General features: G+C 61.4%; 10 protein-coding genes and 1 riboswitch. Of the genes, 6 read left to right on the top strand and 4 right to left on the bottom strand.

All coding sequences use genetic code 11. The features are described from left to right. Nucleotides 1–234: 234 nt before the first annotated feature. Complete coding sequence (locus ABSE61_RS19260; RefSeq protein WP_423872723.1) at nucleotides 235–5,748, bottom strand: trifunctional serine/threonine-protein kinase/ATP-binding protein/sensor histidine kinase; 5,514 nt, start codon at nucleotides 5,746–5,748, stop codon at nucleotides 235–237. 857 nt (nucleotides 5,749–6,605) lie between these two features. On the opposite strand from ABSE61_RS19260, the gene ABSE61_RS19255 reads away from it, so the two are divergent. The 3 genes from ABSE61_RS19255 to ABSE61_RS19245 all read left to right on the top strand — a co-directional run bounded on the left by ABSE61_RS19255 (nucleotide 6,606) and on the right by ABSE61_RS19245 (nucleotide 10,526). Then, nucleotides 6,606–8,327, top strand: a complete 1,722-nt coding sequence (locus tag ABSE61_RS19255; protein ID WP_423872722.1) for an alpha/beta hydrolase family protein — start codon at nucleotides 6,606–6,608, stop codon at nucleotides 8,325–8,327. A gap of 364 nt (nucleotides 8,328–8,691) precedes the next feature. Next, nucleotides 8,692–9,903, top strand: coding sequence for an NADP-dependent isocitrate dehydrogenase (locus tag ABSE61_RS19250; RefSeq protein ID WP_423872721.1), 1,212 nt, complete (start codon nucleotides 8,692–8,694; stop codon nucleotides 9,901–9,903). 122 nt (nucleotides 9,904–10,025) lie between these two features. Further along, nucleotides 10,026–10,526 (top strand): DUF3455 domain-containing protein, encoded by a 501-nt coding sequence (locus tag ABSE61_RS19245; protein WP_423872720.1) that lies wholly within the window; start codon nucleotides 10,026–10,028, stop codon nucleotides 10,524–10,526. Nucleotides 10,527–10,693: 167 nt separating this feature from the next. Here ABSE61_RS19245 and alaS read toward each other — a convergent pair whose 3' ends face one another. Further along, complete coding sequence (alaS, locus tag ABSE61_RS19240) at nucleotides 10,694–13,372, bottom strand: alanine--tRNA ligase (protein WP_423872719.1); 2,679 nt, start codon at nucleotides 13,370–13,372, stop codon at nucleotides 10,694–10,696. 184 nt (nucleotides 13,373–13,556) lie between these two features. Then, a riboswitch (glycine riboswitch) is annotated at nucleotides 13,557–13,646 on the top strand. Nucleotides 13,647–13,783: 137 nt separating this feature from the next. Here alaS and gcvT point away from each other — a divergent pair. Genes gcvT through gcvP form a run of 3 tightly spaced genes read left to right on the top strand, consistent with a single transcriptional unit; the run spans nucleotide 13,784 to nucleotide 18,224 of the window. Then, complete coding sequence (gene gcvT, locus ABSE61_RS19235; RefSeq protein ID WP_423872718.1) at nucleotides 13,784–14,941, top strand: glycine cleavage system aminomethyltransferase GcvT; 1,158 nt, start codon at nucleotides 13,784–13,786, stop codon at nucleotides 14,939–14,941. A 9-nt stretch (nucleotides 14,942–14,950) separates the two neighbouring features. Then, a complete protein-coding gene (gcvH, locus tag ABSE61_RS19230; protein WP_423872717.1) occupies nucleotides 14,951–15,316 on the top strand; it encodes a glycine cleavage system protein GcvH in 366 nt (121 codons plus the stop codon). A gap of 16 nt (nucleotides 15,317–15,332) precedes the next feature. Further along, nucleotides 15,333–18,224, top strand: a complete 2,892-nt coding sequence (gene gcvP / locus ABSE61_RS19225) for an aminomethyl-transferring glycine dehydrogenase (protein ID WP_423872716.1) — start codon at nucleotides 15,333–15,335, stop codon at nucleotides 18,222–18,224. A 145-nt stretch (nucleotides 18,225–18,369) separates the two neighbouring features. On the opposite strand, the gene ABSE61_RS19220 is transcribed toward gcvP, so the two are convergent. Continuing rightward, nucleotides 18,370–18,663: a GIY-YIG nuclease family protein gene (locus tag ABSE61_RS19220; RefSeq protein ID WP_423872801.1), complete on the bottom strand. Its 294-nt coding sequence runs from the start codon at nucleotides 18,661–18,663 to the stop codon at nucleotides 18,370–18,372. Nucleotides 18,664–18,776: 113 nt separating this feature from the next. Beyond that, nucleotides 18,777–19,865 (bottom strand): recombinase RecA, encoded by a 1,089-nt coding sequence (gene recA / locus ABSE61_RS19215; protein WP_423872715.1) that lies wholly within the window; start codon nucleotides 19,863–19,865, stop codon nucleotides 18,777–18,779. Nucleotides 19,866–20,382 lie beyond the last annotated feature (517 nt).

Below are 20,382 nucleotides of genomic sequence, written 5' to 3'. Positions count from 1 at the left end.
GATCGCGTCGTTGTCGGATGTCGGCTTTTGATCGCAATTGGGGGTAAAGCGGACGTGCCCGTCTTATGCCGAACAGACGTGAATGACCCTTTAGCCGACATCGCGCAGTCGTTCGGCCTTCATTGCGAATGACCTAGAGCGTTTTCGAGCGAAGTGGAAACCGGTTCGCGTGAAGAAAACGCGTCAAAACAAAACCTAGAGCCCGGTTTTGATTCAATGAAAACCGAATAAGCTCTAGGCGGTGGGCGGCCCGGCGTTCTCAACCGGCTTTTCTCCGACCGGGAGCAAGATGGAAAAGACCGCGCCGCGAGGTTCGTTTGGCGCCGCCCAGAGCCGCCCGCCATGGTTCTGGATGATCGAGCGGCAGATCGACAAGCCCATCCCCAAGCCGCTGGCCTTGGTCGTGTAGAACGCTTCAAACAGACGCTCGGGATTGGCGTGAGGCAGGCCGGGACCGGAATCGCTGACGGCAACGAGCACACCGCTCACCTCCGCCTCACTAGTGCTGATCAGCAACTCGCGTGGTCCCTCGGTGACCTCGCTCATCGCTTCAATGGCGTTCATGATCAGGTTGAGGATCACCTGCTGCAATTGAACCCTGTCCCCAAAAATATGCGGCAGCCCTTCTGACAGCTGCATCTTCACCAGAACGCCATGCTGTGACGTTGCGACCCGGGTTAAGCTCATGATCTCCAAAATGGCTTCGTTTATCTCCTGGCTTCCCTGCTGTGCCGGCGCCTTTTTGGAGAAATCGCGAATCCGGCTCACGATATCGGCCGCCCGCTTGCCGTCTTTGACAATATGCTCGATTGCCTGTCTGGCCTCTTCCAGATTTGGCGGCTGGCGCGCGAGCCAGCGCGCAGCAGTGCCCGCATTCATCAACGTGGCAGCGATGGGTTGGTTGACTTCATGGGCAATGGAGGCCGAGAGTTGGCCCATGGTCGCGACGCGGTTAGCATGGGCTAGTTCCGTTTCAGCGCGCTTGCGCTCGGTCAGGTCGACGACGAAGGCAACGCCCTGGCGCCGGCTTTCGTCAAAGGTCGCCGAACCGATCAGCACCGGCACGCGGCTGCCGTCTTTCCGAAAGAATTCCTTCTCACTCGGTTTCCAGGTTCCGGTAGAAGCCAAATCTGCCAAGCGCCGTTGGTCGTCTTCGGCCCATTCAGGAGGCGACAAACTGCTGAATGTTAGGCCGCGCGAAACAAAATCATCGCGGCTATATCCTAACATGCCGAGAAAAGCGTCGTTGGCCTCCGAAATGCGACGGTCAAGACGACTGTAGATGCATATCCCGATAATATTCGAGTCGATAAGGCGTCTGACTTTCGCTTCTCGTTCTTGAAGATCGCTATAAAGGCGCGCGTTTTCCAGCGAGATCGCGGCTTGCGCCGCCAAAAGCTCAAGGAGCCTCGCGCGATCCGGTGTGAAGACGTGTGACGCCAGTGCGTTCTCCAAGTAGAGCAACGCGACCAGCGCCCCCTGGCGAACAAGCGGAACGCAAAGGATCGATCGCGGTCGCCGAAGATCAAAATGCGGATCCTTGGCGAAGAGATTCGGCTTGGCCGCGTCGTCGAGGATCACACTCTCTTGCGTCCTCATGACGTAGCGAATGATGCTTTCGGGGGCCATCGGGCCAGCGGAAATCTCGTCAAGCAGGACAGTGTGCTCACCCTCCATCCGCGCCTCTGCCTCGACGCGATAACCACTCTCGTGGGGCAAGATCAGCAGACCGCGATCGGCGCCCGCATTTTGTAGGGCGATGGTCATGAGCCGCTCGATCAATCGAGGCAGCAGCATCTCGCTCGACAGCGCCTGTGACGCCTTGACTATGGCGGTGACGTCGAGCTGTTGACCGGGCGGCGTCGCCTCGCTCGTCCCGCGGCGCGGATCGGCCATGACCAGTTGCGGATAGAGCGCCTCAAGTTGCCGTACCTTGCCGTCAGCTCCCCAACGCAGGTATCCGTAGCGGGCGTTGCGCAAATAAAGATCGGCGAATTCGTCCAACCCGCGATCGCGGTAGAAGGCGGAAGCGCGCTCATAGGCGATGGCCTCGTTGTGGACGAAGCCGTTTGCGCGTGATGAGCGGATTGCCTGCTCGTAGAGGCGCTCGGCATCGAGCGTCCGGCCATCCAAACGGGCGATCTCGGCGCCGACCAGAGCGGCACGGTTCTCGAAATTCTCCGGACAGTTGTCTGTCCAACTCTGCAGTTTCCTGTGATGCGAGGCCAAAGCGTCCAGATGCGGCTGGCGCTCGTGAGGCTCCGCGAGTTCGTGGGAAGCCGCGTGGGAGAGTGCGCTGTAAAAGTGATATTCGGCTTCTTCCAACAAGTACGATGAGGTCCAGAGCAGCGGTTGCACCTTCGAGGCGGCGTCCATGGCCGCCCCATAATCGCCCGCAAGGTAGCGGGCCTGCAATTTCCGGACCCAGTAACAAAACGCAGCGAAGGTCAAGGCCGGGCTGCTTGACAAATGGGATTCGATAACAAGCTCATTGACGCGCCCGTCGTCAAAGCAACCGAATTTCAGCGTCATTCCGCGGAGCATTCGAATCAGCGCCAGCTGCCCGGTGACGATAGCGATGACAAGTCCAAACCTCGCGGCCTGCGCAAACGCCAGGGAATGTTGGGCTTCGCTCTCCGCCTCAGGTAGCGGCTCGCCGGCGAAAAGAAATATCGTGTTCAGACGGTTGCACGCATAGGCTCCAATTGTGAGGTCCCCGATCCGGCTTGCTGTTTCGAAAGCGCGGCGCAGCGGATCGCGGCAATCTCGCACGTGTTTCATCCATGCCACGACTGCTGCAAAGCGAAGAGACGTCCCGGCCTCGAACCGTTTGAGCCCGCGTCGTTCGATGAGCTCGTAGCCGACTTTGGCGAAACGAAATCCGGCGTCGTAGTCATTGAAGCGTTGTCCGGTCTGGCTCCCGAGCGTGACGTAGGCAAAACATGATGCGTCGCAGTTTCCGCGCTCGAGGCTCAGACTGACGGCCTTGCAGCTCGTCAGCCAGGTCAGGTTTGCATCGGTAAACTGGGCTGGCACCATGAGCTTACTCAGAACCTCGATGGTCGCCAGGGATGCGGGGTCCTGCATCAACGGTGAATCGATGAGAACCTCGATTGTGCGGCCCCCCAGCAGGGACCGCACGCGCTCGTATTCGTCTCGCGCTTCCTCATCTTTCGGATGAGGTGACCAATCGACACCAACTTGCCTGAGGTAGTTGAGACACACGGCGACTGCACGGTCACTGCGGTCCATGAGTGTGCAGAGATCCGCGTGCAAGCACACGACACTGGCCTGTTCGACCATTGTCGCCGCGCGATTCGATAATGCACCTAGTCGGTCGTCCGCGACGGATAATTGGCCGGTCAAAAATTCGCATTCGGCGCGATTCAATTCCAACTCGAAGATGAGTTCGTGGCGACGCTCCCAACATTCGTTTGTCAAAGGTATTTCGCCTGCGACGAAATACTGGAGTGCGGAGGCGTAAGCTGTGGAAGCTTTGGCCCGCTTGCCTGCGGCGAGATTGAGCTCAGCCAGCTCGATGCGCTCACTCTCTGAAGTAATGAGTTCGGCGCCACGGTTAAACTGATTGACGATATCGAAAATGATTTCATCGCGTTTTTCGGGTGGCGTATCTGCCAGGAGCAATCGCCCGGTCCGGAGATGGGCTCCGGCGCGTGTGTCCTCGGGAATGAGCGAATAGGCCGCCTCTTGGACACGGTCATGCTGAAACGCATAGGCGTTCTCCGAGCGCAGCACGAGCCCGGATCGAACAGCCTCCCAGAGGCTTTCATGAAGCTCTTCCTGCGATGTCTGGGAAACCGCTCCAAGCAGGGCGAACGCAGCACTGGCGCCGACGCAGGCAAGCTGGCGAAGTGCCGCCTGCGTTTCACCCGGGAGGCGATTGAGCTTGCTGACCATGAGATCGGCGACGTTGTCGGTGTAGCGTTTGGCCTGGATGCGACCGAGGTCGTAAATCCATCGCGTATCCGCGTCATCGAAGACCAGCAGCGCTTCATCCGCGAGCGCGGACAGAAACTGAATAGCAAAATATGGATTGCCGCCGGTCTTTTCGTACACCAACCTGACGAGCGGCATTGCGGGTTCGGCCTGACAGCGTAGGGAATCCGAGATGAACTGTGTGAGGTCGTCAGAGGTCAAAGGCGCCAACACGATATCCTGCACCGCCGCGCCTGCTCGACGAATCGCATTGAGCTTGCGCATCAGCGGGTGCGCTGCGTCGACCTCGTTGTCGCGATAGGCGCCGATCAGCAGCAAATGCCTGATATCCCCTTGCGTCAGAAGATCTTCGAGCAGATCGAGCGTGGCGGCATCGAGCCATTGCAGATCGTCGAGGAAGAGCGTCAGTGGGTGTTCCGGACGCGCGAAGACGGCGATGAATCGCCGTAGCGTCGTCTGGAAACGGCGCTGCGCATCTTGCGGCGACAGGTCGAAGACCGGCGGCTGTTTGCCGATGACGAGTTCGAGCTCGGGGATGAGGTCGACAATCAGGAGTCCATTCGGGCCGAGGGCCTCACGAAGCGCGTCCCGCCAGGCTTGAAGCTCAGCTTCGCTCTTGCTCAAAATCTGCCGGATGAGACTTTGAAAGGCTTGCGCCACCGTGGCGTATGGGATGTCGCGCTTGTACTGATCGAATTTGCCGGAGGCGAAGAGGCCGCGCGGCGCAACCAGGGCCTTGTGAAGCTCATTCACGACCGAGGACTTGCCGATGCCGGAATATCCGGAAACGAGGACAAGTTCCGGCATGCCAGTGGCGACGACTTGATTGAATGAGCTGAGGAGCGCGGCGACCTCACGCGAGCGGCCGTATAGTTTCTCGGGAATCAGGAGCCGATCCGGCGCGTCGTATTCCGCGAGCGGAAAGTCGCCGATTCGGCCCACCATTTCCCATTCCGTGCGGCACCGTCGAAGATCACGCTCGACGCCGGCCGCGGTCTGGTAGCGCTCCTCGGCAGTCTTGGCGACGAGCTTCATGACGATCTGAGAGATCGGCGCCGGGATGTTCCTGAACCGCTCCTGCGGCGGCACCGGGGTCCTGGCGATGTGGCAATGGACCCATTCCATGGGATCGGACGCGGTGAATGGCAGCTCTCCTATCAGCATTTGATAAAGGGTGACGCCAAGGGCGTAGAGGTCGCTACGGGAATCAACCGACCGATTCATCCGTCCGGTCTGTTCGGGCGCCATGTAGGCGAGCGTGCCGGCGATGGTCTCGGGAGATCCGGGTGCCTGACGCTCGCGAGGAAGTCGGGAGGCGATGCCGAAACCGGTCAACCAGACTTGCTCGGTGACGGGGTCGAGAAGAATGTTGGCGGGTTTTATGTCTTTGTGGACCAGACCGCGCTCATGTAACCGGCCGACGGCGTGAGTGATCGCTGGGGCCAGCCGCAGAAACGTTCCCAAGTCCAGGGGTTCGCCAAGCAACGAATCCAGCGTGCTGGTACTTTGAGACTCAAGCAGGAGCAGAGTTCGACCGCGACTGCGCACGAGTTCAAGCGGTCGCGCCGCCCAGGCGCCGTCCAGATAGTCTTTGAGCGCGAATTCGTGGGCTAGCCGACTGAAGGTGGTGGGAGCGGGCTGTTCAGTAGCGGGCAACACGGCCATAAGCGCCTGCTGAACACCCTCCGCGTTATTCCGCCACGTTCTGCAATAAAGGCGCTCGCCGTCATCCCACAGCGGCTGGAGAACTCGGTGTTCGCCACCAGTATCGACCCATGCAAAATCGGTCATCGCGGGCAGTGTTGCCTAACCTCCACCGGCACTTAATTGCCATTATAAGTCGTGAAATTACCGGCTCAATGGCGCGAGAGATAGCTGTCGTTTTTGCCGGGGGTAGCTTGCTTTCTGGGCTCAGCTGTGCCCTCCGCAGCGCGAGCTATCGTGCTCGCATCATGTCGGCTCTTGGCCTTCGCGTCGTTTGCTGCGCCAGCACAAAAATGGTCGTTATTGGAGCGAAGCGGACATGACCGAAATTTATGAGTTTGTGCCCTAGCAGAGAGTCCAGCAACATGAACGATAATCGCTACTACGGAATTCGAGTCGAGGGTGCGAAGTATGGCGTGGGCTTTGGTAGCGCACTTGCCATTGCGATATCGTACGCCAACAACCATTCGATACTCTGGGCAATCATCGACGGAATTTTGGGCTGGCTGTATGTTATCTACTTCGCATTGTTTCGGTCGTAGGCGGCGCAAAATCCTGTCGGGCGATCAACTGCTCGATCTGTCATTCCAGGATGCGCCGTCGCGACAAAATAGCGAAGCTATTTTGCGCGGAGGCGCAGGCCTGGAATCCATTCCTGCACCATTCGTGCGGCACAATGGATTCTCAGATGCACAACTGCGCACCTAGATCACTCGTTTCACTCGCGCCCCGGAATGATGGATCGAGAGAGTCCAGATCGCTTCACATTCCGTTTGACGAAATTTCTTGAGTCGGCCGATTCCGCCGTTTGTCTGAACCGACATGTTGAGCACCGCAACCTCCGCTTGCGCGCCCTTTGCTTTCGGATAGGCTTTCTTCCGAAATAAAAACGCACCCGGCTTTGAACGACCGAGGCGATATGGGGCGACACAGGGAGGGCTACCATGGATCGCAGATGGACTCTGGCGATTATCGGGCTGATTCTGATTTTGGCCGGCGGCGTGCTCGCCTGGCTGACGCAGACTTCCGGCGGCATTCAAATCCGCGATGTGCGATTTCCGGGCGCCAACGGCATCACCATGAGGCCCCTGCTCTACGTGCCTGCAAATGCGACCGCTCAGCGCGCCGCGCCCGGCATCCTCGCAGTCCGCGGCTATATCAACTCGCGCGAAACCCAGGACGGCTTTGCGATCGAATTCGCCCGCCGCGGCTATGTGGTGCTGGCGCTCGACCAGACCGGGCACGGCTATAGCGACGGACCTGCCTTCGCCAACGGTTTTGGCGGGCCCGACGGGCTCGCTTACCTGCGCAGCCTCGCGTTCGTCGACAAGGACAATATCGGACTTGAGGGCCATTCGATGGGCGGCTGGACGGTGCTGGCCGCCGCAACCGCCATGCCCAACGACTATAAATCCATGGTGCTGGAAGGCTCTTCCACCGGCAAACCGTTTGCCGCCGAAGGCACGTCCTGGCCGCGCAATGTCGCGCTGGTGTTTGCCCAGTTTGAGGAATTCCCAGAGTTGATGTGGGGCGTCGAACACGCCCGCGACGTCACTCAAAGCCCGAAACTGTGGGCGCTGTTCGGCACGCAAGGACCGGTCGAGCCCGGCAAGGAGTATGGCGATCCGGCGCAGGGCACCGCGCGGGTGCTTTATACGCCCGCGATCACCCATCCCGCCGAGCACATGTCGCATGAGGCCATCGGCTACAGCCTCGACTGTTTTGCGCGCACCTTGAAGGGCGGCACGCCGCGCCCCTCCGATGACCAGATCTGGTTGCAGAAAGAACTCGGCACACTGATCGCGCTGGCAGGCTTTGTCGTCCTCTTGCTCGGGGTATTCGATGGGCTGCTTGAAGCGCCGTTTTTTTCCCATCTGAGGCAGCCCACGATCGCCGACGGTTCTCAGCCTCCGCAAACGGCCGCCCAAACCAGCCGGGGCGGCCGCTGGGTCACAGCCTTGCTGCTATCGGCCTTTATCCCGGCGCCGGCCTTCGCGCTCGGCGGCACCTTCGTCCCGGCCTCCCGCTTTCTGCCCCAAGGCATCACCAACCAGATTCTGGTCTGGGCGATCATCAACGGCCTGACAGCATTGGCGCTGATGCCTTTTGCGCCAAAACGAGCGAGGCGCAGCGGAATCATCGGGCCATCGATCCTAATTGCGCTGGTGACGGTCGCGGTGGGCTATGTGGCCCTTTGGCTCTCCGACCTCGCCTTCAAGATCGACTTCCGCTTCTGGATCGTCGCTTTGAAACTGATGAGCGCGAAGCAATTCCTGATCTTCCTTATCTATCTCCTGCCTTTCACGGTGTTTTTTGTGATCGCGCTGCATGTCCTGCACCGCAATTTCTCCTCGCTCGGTGCCTCGCGCGGGGCGCTTTACCTAACCAACATTCTGGCATTGACGCTCGGCTTCATCGTGCTGGTCGGCGCCCAATACCTGACGATGTGGCTGTCGGGAAAACTGTTCAATCCGATCCCGGACCCCGGCTTCGTGCCGCTCTCCACGATCGTGGCGATCCAGTTCGTGCCGCTCTTGGCGATCTGCGCTGTGATCGCCACGTTCACCTGGCGGCGGACGGGGTCGAGCTTGCCGGGTGCCCTGATCTGCGGCCTCTTCGTGACTTGGTATGTGGTGGCCGGCACCGCCACGCAGGCGGCGTTTTGACGGCTACCTGGCCCGGCTTGCGTGTCCCGGGCGCACTGCGGCGTGCCAACGACGCTGTGCAGAACCGGGACCTACGCGGCAAAATGGGTCCGCATCTGCGGCGCAACGCCATAGCGCGTCCAAGACGCGCGTAAACGCGCTTATGGCGTCGCGCCGCGTGCGGGACACGCCCAGTCCTTCCCCCGAGTTACCGCTGGGAAAGGAGCCCGCTTCCGCGCCAAACCGGAAAGCCAAAAAGATGGGCTGAAACTGCATAGCCCCTCGGCTTTCGCCCGGACGGCGGCGGTGCTATAGCCCCGTGGATCAATCCATCCGGTTTCCGCGCACCATTTCAAGGCGCTCTATCCAAAAAGGCCGACCTCCCATGGCAAAAATCAAGGTGACCAACCCCGTCGTCGAACTCGATGGCGACGAGATGACCCGGATCATCTGGCAGTACATCAAGGACACGCTGATTCACCCGTTCCTCGATATCGACCTGATGTATTTCGACCTCGGGATGGAATACCGCGACCAGACCAACGACCAGGTCACGGTCGATGCCGCGAACGCCATCAAGAAGGTCGGCGTCGGCGTCAAATGCGCGACCATCACCCCGGACGAAGCGCGGGTAAAGGAATTCAACCTGAAAGAAATGTGGAAGTCGCCGAACGGCACCATCCGCAACATCCTCGGCGGCTGCATCTTCCGCGAACCGATCATCTGCAAGAACGTGCCGCGGCTGGTTCCGGGCTGGACCAAGCCGATCATCATCGGCCGTCACGCCTATGGCGACCAGTACCGTGCCACCGACATCAAGTTTCCCGGCAAGGGCACGCTGTCGATGAAGTTCGTCGGCGAAGACGGCACCGTGATCGAGAGGGAAGTCTTCAAGACGCCGGGCGCCGGCGTTGCCATGCAGATGTACAATCTCGACGACTCCATCATCGATTTCGCGCGCGCCTCGTTGAATTACGGTTTGATGCGCAACTACCCGGTGTACCTGTCGACCAAGAACACCATTCTCAAGGTCTATGACGGCCGCTTCAAGGACATCTTCCAGGACGTGTTCGACCGCGAATTCAAGAAGGACTTCGACGCCAAGGGCCTCACCTATGAACACCGGCTGATCGATGACATGGTGGCAGCCGCGCTGAAATGGTCCGGCGGCTATGTCTGGGCATGCAAGAACTACGACGGCGACGTGCAGTCCGACACGGTGGCGCAGGGCTACGGCTCGCTCGGCCTGATGACCTCGGTGCTGCTCACGCCCGACGGTAAGACGGTGGAAGCCGAAGCCGCCCACGGCACCGTGACGCGGCACTACCGCGAACACCAGAAGGGCAAGGAAACCTCGACCAACTCGATTGCCTCGATCTTTGCCTGGACGCGTGGCCTCGCCCACCGCGCCAAGCTCGACAACAACGAGAAGCTCGCGAAGTTTGCCTCCACGCTCGAGAAGGTTTGCGTCGACACCGTCGAGTCCGGCGCGATGACCAAGGATCTCGCGCTCCTGGTCGGCGCCGATCAGCGCTGGCTCTCGACCACCGGCTTCCTCGACAAGGTCGCGGAAAACCTCACCAAGGCGATGGCATAGGTGCTCTTCACGTCGTTGCGAGCGATAGCGAAGCAACCCAGATCAAATGTTGAAAAACATTGGATTGTTCGGCGTTCAACTGCTCGCAATGACGAATGGATGGAGCCCAATTGGAGTATGACATGTCGTTTCTTGCGCGCGCCGCCCTCACCCTTCTTCTGGCATCTAGCGTGAGCGCGAAGGCACAAACCCCGCTTCCCGAGGCCATCGCGGCGCCGGGAGAGAGCGTGGTGATCACGCTCCACGCCGAAGGCGCGCAGGTCTACGATTGCAAGGCGGGCGCCGACGGCAAGCTCGCCTGGGCATTCCGCGAACCGATTGCGACGCTCTTTGTCGACGGCAAAACCGTCGGCCGGCATTACGCCGGACCGAACTGGGAACACATCGACGGCAGCGCCGTGGTCGGCAAGGTCATCGGTAACGCGCCGGGCGCAACGGCCGACGATATCGCCTGGCTGAAGCTGCAAGTGGTCTCCTCACGCGGCAGCGGCGTCCTGACCGGCGTCACCACCGTGCAGCGGATCGACACCAAGGGCGGCAGTTTCGCAGGCCCTTGCGACAAGGCAGGCGCCTTCAAGTCGGCGCCCTACTCGGCGGATTATGTGTTTCTGAAGAAGGGGTGACGCTCTCGTGTCCCGCGCGCAGCGCAGCGAACGTTGCGCCGCAGATGCGGGACCCACCCAAATCCTGAAGTTATGGACCCCGGATCAGCAGCGCACCGCGCTTGAAGCATATAGATCCGCGTGAACGCGGAGTGCGCACTGCGCTGCGTCCGGGGAACGCACGCGCCTCACGCCCCCGACATCGCCTTTTCGATCGCCGCCAGCGCCGCGTCGGCCTTGGCACCGTCGGGGCCACCGGCCTGCGCCATGTCGGGCCGGCCGCCGCCGCCCTTGCCGCCGAGCGCCTCAGACGCGACGCGCACGAGATCGACCGCGTTATAGCGCGACGTAAGATCGGCGGTGACGCCGACGACGACACCGGCCTTGCCATCCTCCGTGACGCCGACAATCGCGACGACGCCGGAGCCGAGTTGTTTCTTGCCGTCGTCGGCGAGGCTCTTGAGGTCTTTCATCTCAATGCCTTCGACCGCGCGCGCCATCAGCTTGACGTTGCCGACCTCGCGCACGCCCACAGCCCCCGATCCGTTCGAGGCCGACGCGCCGCCGCCCATCGCGAGCTTCTTGCGCGCATCCGACAACTCGCGTTCGAGCTTCTTGCGCTCGTCCATCAACGCGTTTATCCGCGCCGGCATTTCTTCCAGCGGCGTGCGCAGCTCGGAGGCCGCGGTCTTGGCGAGTTGTATCATGTCGTTGGCATGTTTGCGGGCATAGTTTCCGGTCAGGGCCTCGATGCGCCGCACGCCTGAGGACACCGCGCTTTCACCCGTGATCGAGATCAAGCCGATATCGCCGGTGCGCCTGACATGGGTGCCGCCGCACAATTCGACCGACCAGCCGAGCGCGTTGGCGCCATGCTCGCGCGCGGTCTTGCCCATCGAGACCACGCGAACCTCGTCGCCATATTTTTCGCCGAACAGCGCGCGGGCGCCGGCTTCGCGGGCCTCATCAACCCCCATCAGCCGCGTCGTGACTTCGTCGTTTTCCAGCACTACGTCGTTGGCGATGTCCTCGACGCGGGCGAGTTCTTCCGGAGTGATCGGCTTCTGGTGAACGAAATCGAAGCGCAGCCGATCCGGGGCGACCAGCGAACCGCGCTGCGCGATGTGGTCGCCAAGCACTTGGCGCAACGCCTCGTGCAGCACATGCGTCGCCGAGTGATGCGCGCGGATCGAGGCGCGCCGCGAATGATCAACATCGAGCTGCAACGCCGTGCCGGCTTTCAGCGTGCCCTGTTCGACAGTGCCGAGATGGACAAAGAGATCGCCGGCCATCTTCTGGGTATCGGTGACGCGGAACTTGACGCCGTCGCCGGTCATCATGCCGGTGTCGCCGACCTGGCCGCCGGATTCCGCGTAGAACGGCGTCTGGTTCAGCACGATAGCGCCGCTCTCGCCCGACTTGAGCTGGCCCACCGCCGCGCCGTCCTTCACCAGCGCGCCGACCACGCCCTCGGCGGTTTCGGTCTCATAGCCGAGGAATTCGGTGGCGCCGAGTTTTTCGCGCAACGGAAACCAGATGGCTTCGCTCGCGGTATCGCCGCTTCCCGCCCAGGCCGCACGTGCTTTCTGGCGCTGGCGATCCATCGCGTCGGTGAACGACGCCTGATCGACGCTGATGCCGCGCGACTTCAGCGCGTCCTGGGTGAGATCGAGCGGAAAGCCATAGGTGTCGTAGAGCGTAAACGCCGTGTCGCCGTCGAACATATCGCCTTTTTTCAGACCTGCGCTCTTCTCGTCGAGGATCGCCAATCCCCGTTCGAGCGTCTTGCGGAAGCGGGCCTCCTCCAGCCGCAGCGTTTCCTCGATCAGCTTTTCGGCGCGCACCAGGTCCGGATAAGCCTGACCCATTTCCCGCACCAGCGCCCAGACCAGCCGATGCATCAGCGGCTCGCGCGCGCCCAAGAGCTGCGCATGCCGCATCGCGCGGCGCATGATCCGGCGCAGCACGTAGCCGCGGCCTTCGTTCGAGGGCAGCACACCGTCGGCAATCAGGAACGACGAGGCGCGCAGGTGATCGGCGATGACGCGGAACGAGGCGATCGTCGCTTCTTTTGGACCCTGCCCAAGCACGGATGCCGTGGCATCGATCAGTTGGCGAAACGTGTCGGTCTCGAACACGCTCTCGACGTCCTGCAGGATGCAGGCCATGCGCTCGAGACCCATGCCGGTGTCGATCGAGGGGCGCGGCAGCGGATTACGCACCCCACCCTCGAGCTGCTCGAACTGCATGAAGACGAGATTCCAGAATTCAAGGAAGCGGTCGCCATCCTCTTCCGGGCTGCCCGGCGGGCCGCCCCAGATATGCTCGCCGCGGTCGATGAAAATCTCCGAGCACGGCCCGCACGGACCGGTGTCGCCCATCTGCCAGAAATTGTCCGAGGTCGCGATCCGGATGATGCGGTCTTCGGAGAAGCCGGCAATTTTCTTCCAGAGTCCGAACGCTTCGTCGTCGTTGTGATAGACGGTGACGAGCAGCTTGTCCTTCTTCAGCCCGAACTCTTTGGTGATCAGATTCCAGGCGAGTTCGATCGCGCGTTCCTTGAAGTAATCGCCGAACGAGAAGTTACCGAGCATCTCGAAGAAGGTGAGATGGCGCGCGGTATAGCCGACATTGTCGAGGTCGTTGTGCTTGCCGCCGGCGCGCACGCACTTCTGCGAAGTGGTGGCGCGCCGATAGGGCCGCTTCTCGACGCCGGTGAAGACGTTCTTGAACTGCACCATGCCGGCATTGGTGAACATCAGGGTCGGGTCGTTGCGCGGCACGAGCGGCGACGACGGCACGATTTCGTGGCCGTTATCGGCAAAGAACTTGAGGAAAGTCGACCTGATTTCGTTAACGCCGCTCATAGGGTCCAATCGCAGATAGGTTCGGGAACTCGGCGAGAACGCTTTTAGACAAGGGGGCCAGCCCTGTCCAGAAACAGTGCAAATGCATCAGAGGCTTGGGGCTATTGCCTACCATTTGACGTTGATTGCCGCTCGCGCTTGCGTTGACAGGCTTGGCTAGCCTTCGTTTTTCGCTTATCTAAGCTGAGTCACGTCGGGAGAGATCGGCCGAAAGGCCGGCGCCGAAGGAGCAACCGCCCCGGAAACTCTCAGGCAAAAGGACCCTCGTGACATTGATGCATCTGGAAAGAGGCACTTCGGTTTGAACCCGGCGTGTCCGCCGACGGGATAATACTCTCAGGCACAGCGACAGATGGGGCTTTTTCGGATTTGGAGGGAATCATCCCTCGGCAAGTCCGCGAGGGCTCTGTGATGCTTGCGACCGATGCTGCGATCTCCCCGCCTTCCCTGAAGCGAACGCCGCTCTATGCGCTGCACGTCGCGCGTGGCGGCAAAATGGTGCCGTTTGCCGGCTACGACATGCCGGTACAATACGGAACCGGGGTCTTGAAAGAGCACCTCCACACCCGCAACTGCGCCGGCCTGTTCGACGTCTCGCATATGGGCCAGATCGCGCTTCGGCCGAAGTCGGGCCGGATCGAGGACGCCGCCCACGCCCTGGAATGGCTGGTGCCGCAGGACATTCTGGCGCTTAGCCCCGGGCGGCAGCGTTACGCCCTGTTCACCAATGAAGCCGGCGGCATTCTCGACGACCTGATGGTGGCGAATTTTGGTGACCATCTGTTTCTGGTGGTCAACGCCGCCTGCAAGGCCGAGGACGAAGCGCTTCTGAAGGAGCATCTCTCCGATGTCTGCATCGTCGAGCCTTTGCGTCAGCGCGCGCTGATCGCCCTGCAGGGGCCGAAAGCAGAATCCGTGCTCGCGGAGTTCGACGGCACAATTCCGGCAATGAAATTCATGGACGCCGGGCCGCGGCGGCTTGCCGGCATCGACTGCTTCGTTTCCCGCTCCGGCTATACCGGCGAGGACGGCTTTGAGATTTCCGTACCCGCAGAGGCCGCCGAAGGGTTTGCCGGGGAATTGCTGGCGAACACCGATGTATTGCCGATCGGGCTTGGGGCGCGCGACAGCCTGAGGCTCGAGGCCGGGCTGTGTCTCTACGGCCACGATCTCGATCTCGCGACGACACCGGTCGAGGGCGCGCTGGAATGGTCGATTCAAAAGAGCCGCCGCAAAGGCGGCGCGCGGCCCGGCGGATTTCCGGGCGCGGACGCGATCCTTGGCCAGTTCGAACACGGCGCGCCGCGCCGCCGGGTCGGCTTGAAGCCCGAAGGCCGCGCGCCGGTGCGCGAAGGCGCATCGTTATTCGCCGATGAAACATCAACCCAGCCGATCGGCACTGTCACTTCCGGCGGCTTCGGGGTGAGCCTCAATGCGCCGGTCGCGATGGGATATTTGCCGTCGTCCCTCGCCGCCCCCGATCAACTGGTATTCGCCGAAGTGCGCGGCCAGCGCTTGGGCGTGCGCACAGCTCCAATGCCGTTTGTTCCCAACACCTATAAACGCTGAGGACCTTTCATGACGACGCTTTACACCACCGACCACGAATGGCTCCGCATCGAAGGCGACGTCGCCACCATCGGGGTGACGGACTACGCGCAATCCCAGCTCGGCGACGTCGTATTCGTCGAACTGCCGAAGGTCGGCCGCACGTTGAAGAAGGCGGAGGCCGCCGCCGTGGTGGAATCGGTCAAGGCCGCCTCCGACGTCTATGCGCCGATTTCGGGCGAGGTGCTGGAGGTCAATAACGAACTCGCGGGCGAGCCCGCGCTGGTCAATTCCGACGCCGCCGGCAAGGCCTGGTTCTTCAAGCTGAAGATTGCGGACAGAAGCGAACTAGGCGGCCTGATGGATGAAGCCGCCTACCAGAAACACATCGCCTAATAGCGAAGGAATGCCGATGACCGCGCCACTCAAGCCTTTAGCCGAGCCCGCCACGACCTTCGCGCGGCGCCATATCGGCCCCGCGCCGCGCGACGTATCCGCGATGCTCCAGACCTTAGGCAGCACAAGCCTTTCAGCGCTAATGGCGGAGACACTGCCCGCCTCGATCCGGCAACAAGCTCCGCTCGATTTAGGCACCCCGTTGAGCGAAACCGAGGCACTCGCCCATATGCGCGAGTTGGCGTTGAGGAATCAGGTCTTCACTTCGCTGATCGGCCAAGGCTATTCCGGCACGATCCTCCCTGCGGTGATCCAGCGCAACATCCTGGAGAACCCGGCCTGGTACACGGCCTATACGCCCTATCAGCCTGAAATCAGTCAGGGCCGGCTGGAAGCCTTGTTCAACTTCCAGACCATGATCGCCGATCTCACCGGGCTTGACGTCGCCAATGCCTCGCTGCTCGATGAGGCAACCGCGGCTGCAGAAGCCATGGCGCTCGCCGAGCGCGCCGCTCAAAGCCAAATCAAATCGTTCTTTGTCGATGCGGACGTGCATCCGCAGACGCTCGCTGTGCTCCGCACCCGCGCCGAACCGTTGGGATGGAAGCTCATCGTCGGCAATCCCGCAACCGATCTCGATGGCGCAGACGTGTTCGGCGGCCTGTTGCAATATCCGGGCTCTTCGGGCGCGGTTCGCGATCTGCGTCCGGCGATTGCAGCGCTTCACGCCAAGGGTGCGCTCGCCATTGTCGCCGCCGATCCGTTGGCGCTGACGCTGTTGGCCGCTCCGAGTGAACTCGGCGCGGACATCGCGATCGGCTCGGCGCAACGCTTTGGCGTGCCGATGGGCTATGGCGGCCCGCATGCGGCCTATATGGCGGTGCGCGATGCGCTGAAACGATCGCTGCCCGGGCGGCTGGTGGGGCTGTCGGTGGATTCGCGCGGCCAACCGGCCTATCGGCTGGCGCTGCAAACCCGCGAACAGCACATCCGCCGCGAAAAGGCGACCTCCAACATCTGCACGGCGCAGGTGCTGCTCGCGATCATCGCCTCGATGTATGCGGTCTATCACGGGCCGGAAGGACTGACTCACATCGCGCGCACTGTGCATCGCCGCGCCGCTGTATTGGCGGCGGGATTGCGCAAGCTCGGCTTCAAGCTGCAATCCAAGGCGTTTTTCGACACGGTGTCGGTCGACGCCGGCGTCAAACAAAACGAGATTGTGGCGCGAGCGGTCGCCGAAAAAATCAATTTGCGGATCGGCCAAGGTAGTCTTGACGGCGTGCTCGGCATCGCGCTCGACGAGACCACGACAGTGGAGACGGTTGAGGCCGTGTGGCGCGCCTTCGGCGGCAAGCTCGTCTATGCCGAGATCGCGCACGAGGCCAGTGACACTATCCCGATTGGGCTCGCGCGGTCGAGCGCCTTCCTCACCCATCCGGTGTTTCACGCTTATCGCTCGGAGACCGAACTGTTGCGCTACATGCGCAAGCTGAGCGATCGCGATCTCGCGCTCGACCGCGCGATGATTCCGCTCGGTTCCTGTACCATGAAGCTGAACGCCACGACCGAAATGATGCCGCTGACCTGGGCCGAATTCGGCTCTCTGCATCCGTTCGCGCCGCGCGAACAGGCGCAAGGTTATCACGCGTTGTTTGCACGATTGGAGGAATGGCTCGCAGACATCACCGGCTATGACGCGATCTCGCTGCAGCCGAATTCCGGCGCGCAGGGCGAATATGCCGGACTGCTCGCGATCCGCGGCTATCATGCCTCACAGGGAGAAAGTCATCGCAACGTCTGCCTGATCCCTTCGTCTGCCCACGGCACCAATCCGGCCTCCGCCCACATGGCCGGCATGGAGGTCGTGGTGGTGGCGTGCGATGCGCGCGGCGATGTCGATGTGGCGGACTTGCGCGCCAAGGCCGCGCAGCATTCGAAGAATCTCGCGGCCGTGATGATCACCTATCCCTCGACCCATGGCGTGTTCGAGGAGCATATTCGCGAGATCTGCGACATCGTGCATAGCCATGGCGGGCAGGTCTATCTCGACGGCGCCAACCTGAATGCACAAGTGGGCCTTGCGCGGCCCGGCGAATACGGCGCCGATGTCAGCCATCTCAATTTGCACAAGACGTTCTGCATTCCGCATGGCGGCGGCGGACCCGGCATGGGGCCGATCGGCGTGAAGGCGCATCTCAAACCGTTCCTGCCAAGTCATCCCCAGATTTGTCATCCCGCAAACGGGAAAAGCGCGGTCGGTCCGGTGTCAGCCGCGCCTTACGGTTCGGCCTCGATCCTCACGATTTCCTACATTTACATTCTGATGATGGGCGGCGAAGGCCTGACCCGCGCGACCGAAGTAGCCATCCTCAACGCCAATTACATCGCAGCCAGGCTGGAAGCCCATTTCCCGGTGCTTTACCGCAACGCCAAGGGCCGCGTTGCGCATGAATGCATCATCGATCCGCGGCCGCTGAAGACTTCGGCCGGCGTCACCGTCGACGACATCGCCAAACGCCTGATCGACTACGGCTTCCACGCGCCGACCATGAGTTTTCCGGTGCCGGGCACCTTGATGATCGAGCCGACGGAATCCGAATCCAAGGCCGAGCTCGATCGGTTTTGCGAGGCGATGATCGCGATCCGGCGCGAAATCTCCGAGGTTGAAGCCGGGCGCCTCACGGTCGAGGCTTCGGCCCTCCGCCACGCGCCCCACACGGTGCATGACATTGCGGATGATGGGTGGGCCCGCTCCTATAGCCGCATCGAAGGCTGCTTCCCGGCTGGCACCTCACGCAGCGACAAATACTGGTGCCCCGTGGGTCGGATCGACAACGTCTATGGCGACCGCAACCTCGTCTGTTCCTGCCCGCCGGTCAGCGCGTATGCAGAGGCTGCGGAGTAGAAAGAACTTCGTGTCCCGGACGCGATGCGGCATGCAATGCCGCTGCGCAGAGCCGGGACCCACGTCACATCAAAAAATGGGCCCCGGATCAGCAGCGCACTACACCCGCGCCGCGTCCGGGACACGATCTCCGCGTTCTACTAGTCTAGAAGCTTAATTCTTCGCTCAAATCGCGCCAATCAGCGTTTAGCTTCTCTATGAGAGCGATCTTCCAGTTCCGACGCCAGCGCTTCAATGAATGTTCACGCGCGCGAGCCTGAAGAGTGGAATCGAAAATTTCGAAATAGACGAGAAGGTCGACGCCGTATTGGCGCGTAAACCCGGGAACAAGTTTGGCCTTATGCTGTGCTACTCGCCGCGCTAGATCATTGGTGACGCCAACATATAGCGTCCCGTTCCGTTTGCTCGCGAGCATGTAAACAAAGGACGGCGTGTCCACGCCAGCCACGCCTCAAACTCTGCGCAGCACCACATCAGATTTTTGATTGAAGACCTGGGTCCCGGATCAGCGGCGCACTACTTCGTAGTGCACCGCATCCGGGACAAGATAAGTTACTCCTCCGCCGGCTCCTCGCCGTCGGCGTCGCGCTCGGGCGTACCGGCCAAAATCTGCTCGGCTATCAGGCCTGAGTTCTGGCGGATCGCGACTTCGATCTTGGCGGTCATATCGGGGTTGGCCTTGAGGAACGCTTTCGAGTTTTCGCGGCCCTGGCCGAGCCGCTGGCTATCATAGGAGAACCAGGCGCCGGACTTTTCGACGATGCCGGCCTTGACGCCGAGGTCGAGGATTTCGCCCATCTTGGAGACGCCCTCGCCATACATGATGTCGAACTCGACCTGCTTGAAGGGCGGCGCGAGCTTGTTCTTCACCACCTTGACGCGGGTGGTGTTGCCGACCACCTCGTCGCGCTCCTTGATGGCGCCGATGCGGCGGATGTCGAGACGGACCGAAGCGTAGAATTTCAGCGCATTGCCGCCGGTGGTGGTTTCCGGCGAACCGTACATCACACCGATCTTCATCCGGATCTGGTTGATGAAGATCACCATTGTGTTGGACTTGTTGATCGAGGCGGTGAGCTTGCGCAGCGCCTGGCTCATCAACCGCGCCTGCAGGCCGGGCAACGCATCGCCCATTTCGCCTTCGAGTTCGGCCTTCGGCACCAGCGCCGCCACCGAGTCGATCACCAGCACGTCGACCGCGCCGGATCGCACCAGCGTGTCGCAGATTTCCAGCGCCTGCTCGCCGGTGTCGGGCTGCGAGATCAGGAGCTCGTCGATATTGACGCCGAGCTTGCGGGCATAGACCGGATCGAGCGCGTGTTCGGCATCGATGAAGGCGCAGATGCCGCCCTTTTTCTGGCCCTCCGCCACCGTGTGCAGCGCCAGTGTGGTCTTGCCTGAGGATTCCGGCCCGTAGATTTCAACCACCCGCCCCTTCGGCAGGCCGCCGACGCCAAGCGCAATGTCGAGCCCGAGCGAACCGGACGATATCGTCTCGACATCCATCGAGCGGTCGTTCTTGCCCAGCTTCATCACCGAGCCCTTGCCGAACTGCCGCTCGATCTGGGACAGCGCAGCGGACAGGGCCTTACTCTTATCCATGGAGGATCCTTCGACGATACGCAGGGCAGTAGCGGACATAGTGGTGCTCCTTATGGCGAGGATTCGCGAGCGGGACAAACGTTGCGGGGCGGAATCGGCGTTGGAAGCAAATGTACACCATTTGTTCCTTGTTCGCAATATGTTCTTTTTTTGTGAGGGGGTACTGGCCCCCTGGGCCAGTACCTTGGGAAGGGGTACTGGCCTGTTTCGACCCCCTAATGGCCTCACATGGGAAGCATTGAGTCAAGGGAGGGGTTCAAGTGCACATGAGTAAGGCTCCTGAGACTATTTCGGTATCCAAGGTCTGAGCTCGACTGCATGACGCGGCTCGGTTTACGAGCACGATCAACCTCACATTCGGCCGCCGTTCGCAACGGCTGCACCAATATCCCGCTTGCGGCGGGCAAGGGCTCAGGAAGACGACACCCTTCTAGTTTTCGGTGCTTTAGGCCATGGCCACTGTCGGTTCGTCCACCTGGATCCGCCAGGACTGATCAGATCCCGGTAGATTACGGAATTTAGTCAATGTTTCTCAGACCTTCATCGCGGCGCCTTC

This window comes from Bradyrhizobium sp. (assembly GCF_049519115.1).
Lineage (GTDB): Bacteria > Pseudomonadota > Alphaproteobacteria > Rhizobiales > Xanthobacteraceae > Bradyrhizobium.
The sequence above is the reverse complement of the archived record's forward strand: the minus strand, read 5'-3'. Positions and strand labels throughout refer to the sequence as shown.

What these genes read in the sequence shown, in the direction of transcription:
- ABSE61_RS19260 (WP_423872723.1), bottom strand. Translation starts at nt 5,748, where the DNA reads ATGACCGATTTTGCATGGGTCGATACTGGTGGCGAACACCGAGTTCTC.
- ABSE61_RS19255 (WP_423872722.1), top strand. Translation starts at nt 6,606, where the DNA reads ATGGATCGCAGATGGACTCTGGCGATTATCGGGCTGATTCTGATTTTG.
- ABSE61_RS19250 (WP_423872721.1), top strand. Translation starts at nt 8,692, where the DNA reads ATGGCAAAAATCAAGGTGACCAACCCCGTCGTCGAACTCGATGGCGAC.
- ABSE61_RS19245 (WP_423872720.1), top strand. Translation starts at nt 10,026, where the DNA reads ATGTCGTTTCTTGCGCGCGCCGCCCTCACCCTTCTTCTGGCATCTAGC.
- alaS (WP_423872719.1), bottom strand. Translation starts at nt 13,372, where the DNA reads ATGAGCGGCGTTAACGAAATCAGGTCGACTTTCCTCAAGTTCTTTGCC.
- gcvT (WP_423872718.1), top strand. Translation starts at nt 13,784, where the DNA reads ATGCTTGCGACCGATGCTGCGATCTCCCCGCCTTCCCTGAAGCGAACG.
- gcvH (WP_423872717.1), top strand. Translation starts at nt 14,951, where the DNA reads ATGACGACGCTTTACACCACCGACCACGAATGGCTCCGCATCGAAGGC.
- gcvP (WP_423872716.1), top strand. Translation starts at nt 15,333, where the DNA reads ATGACCGCGCCACTCAAGCCTTTAGCCGAGCCCGCCACGACCTTCGCG.
- recA (WP_423872715.1), bottom strand. Translation starts at nt 19,865, where the DNA reads ATGTCCGCTACTGCCCTGCGTATCGTCGAAGGATCCTCCATGGATAAG.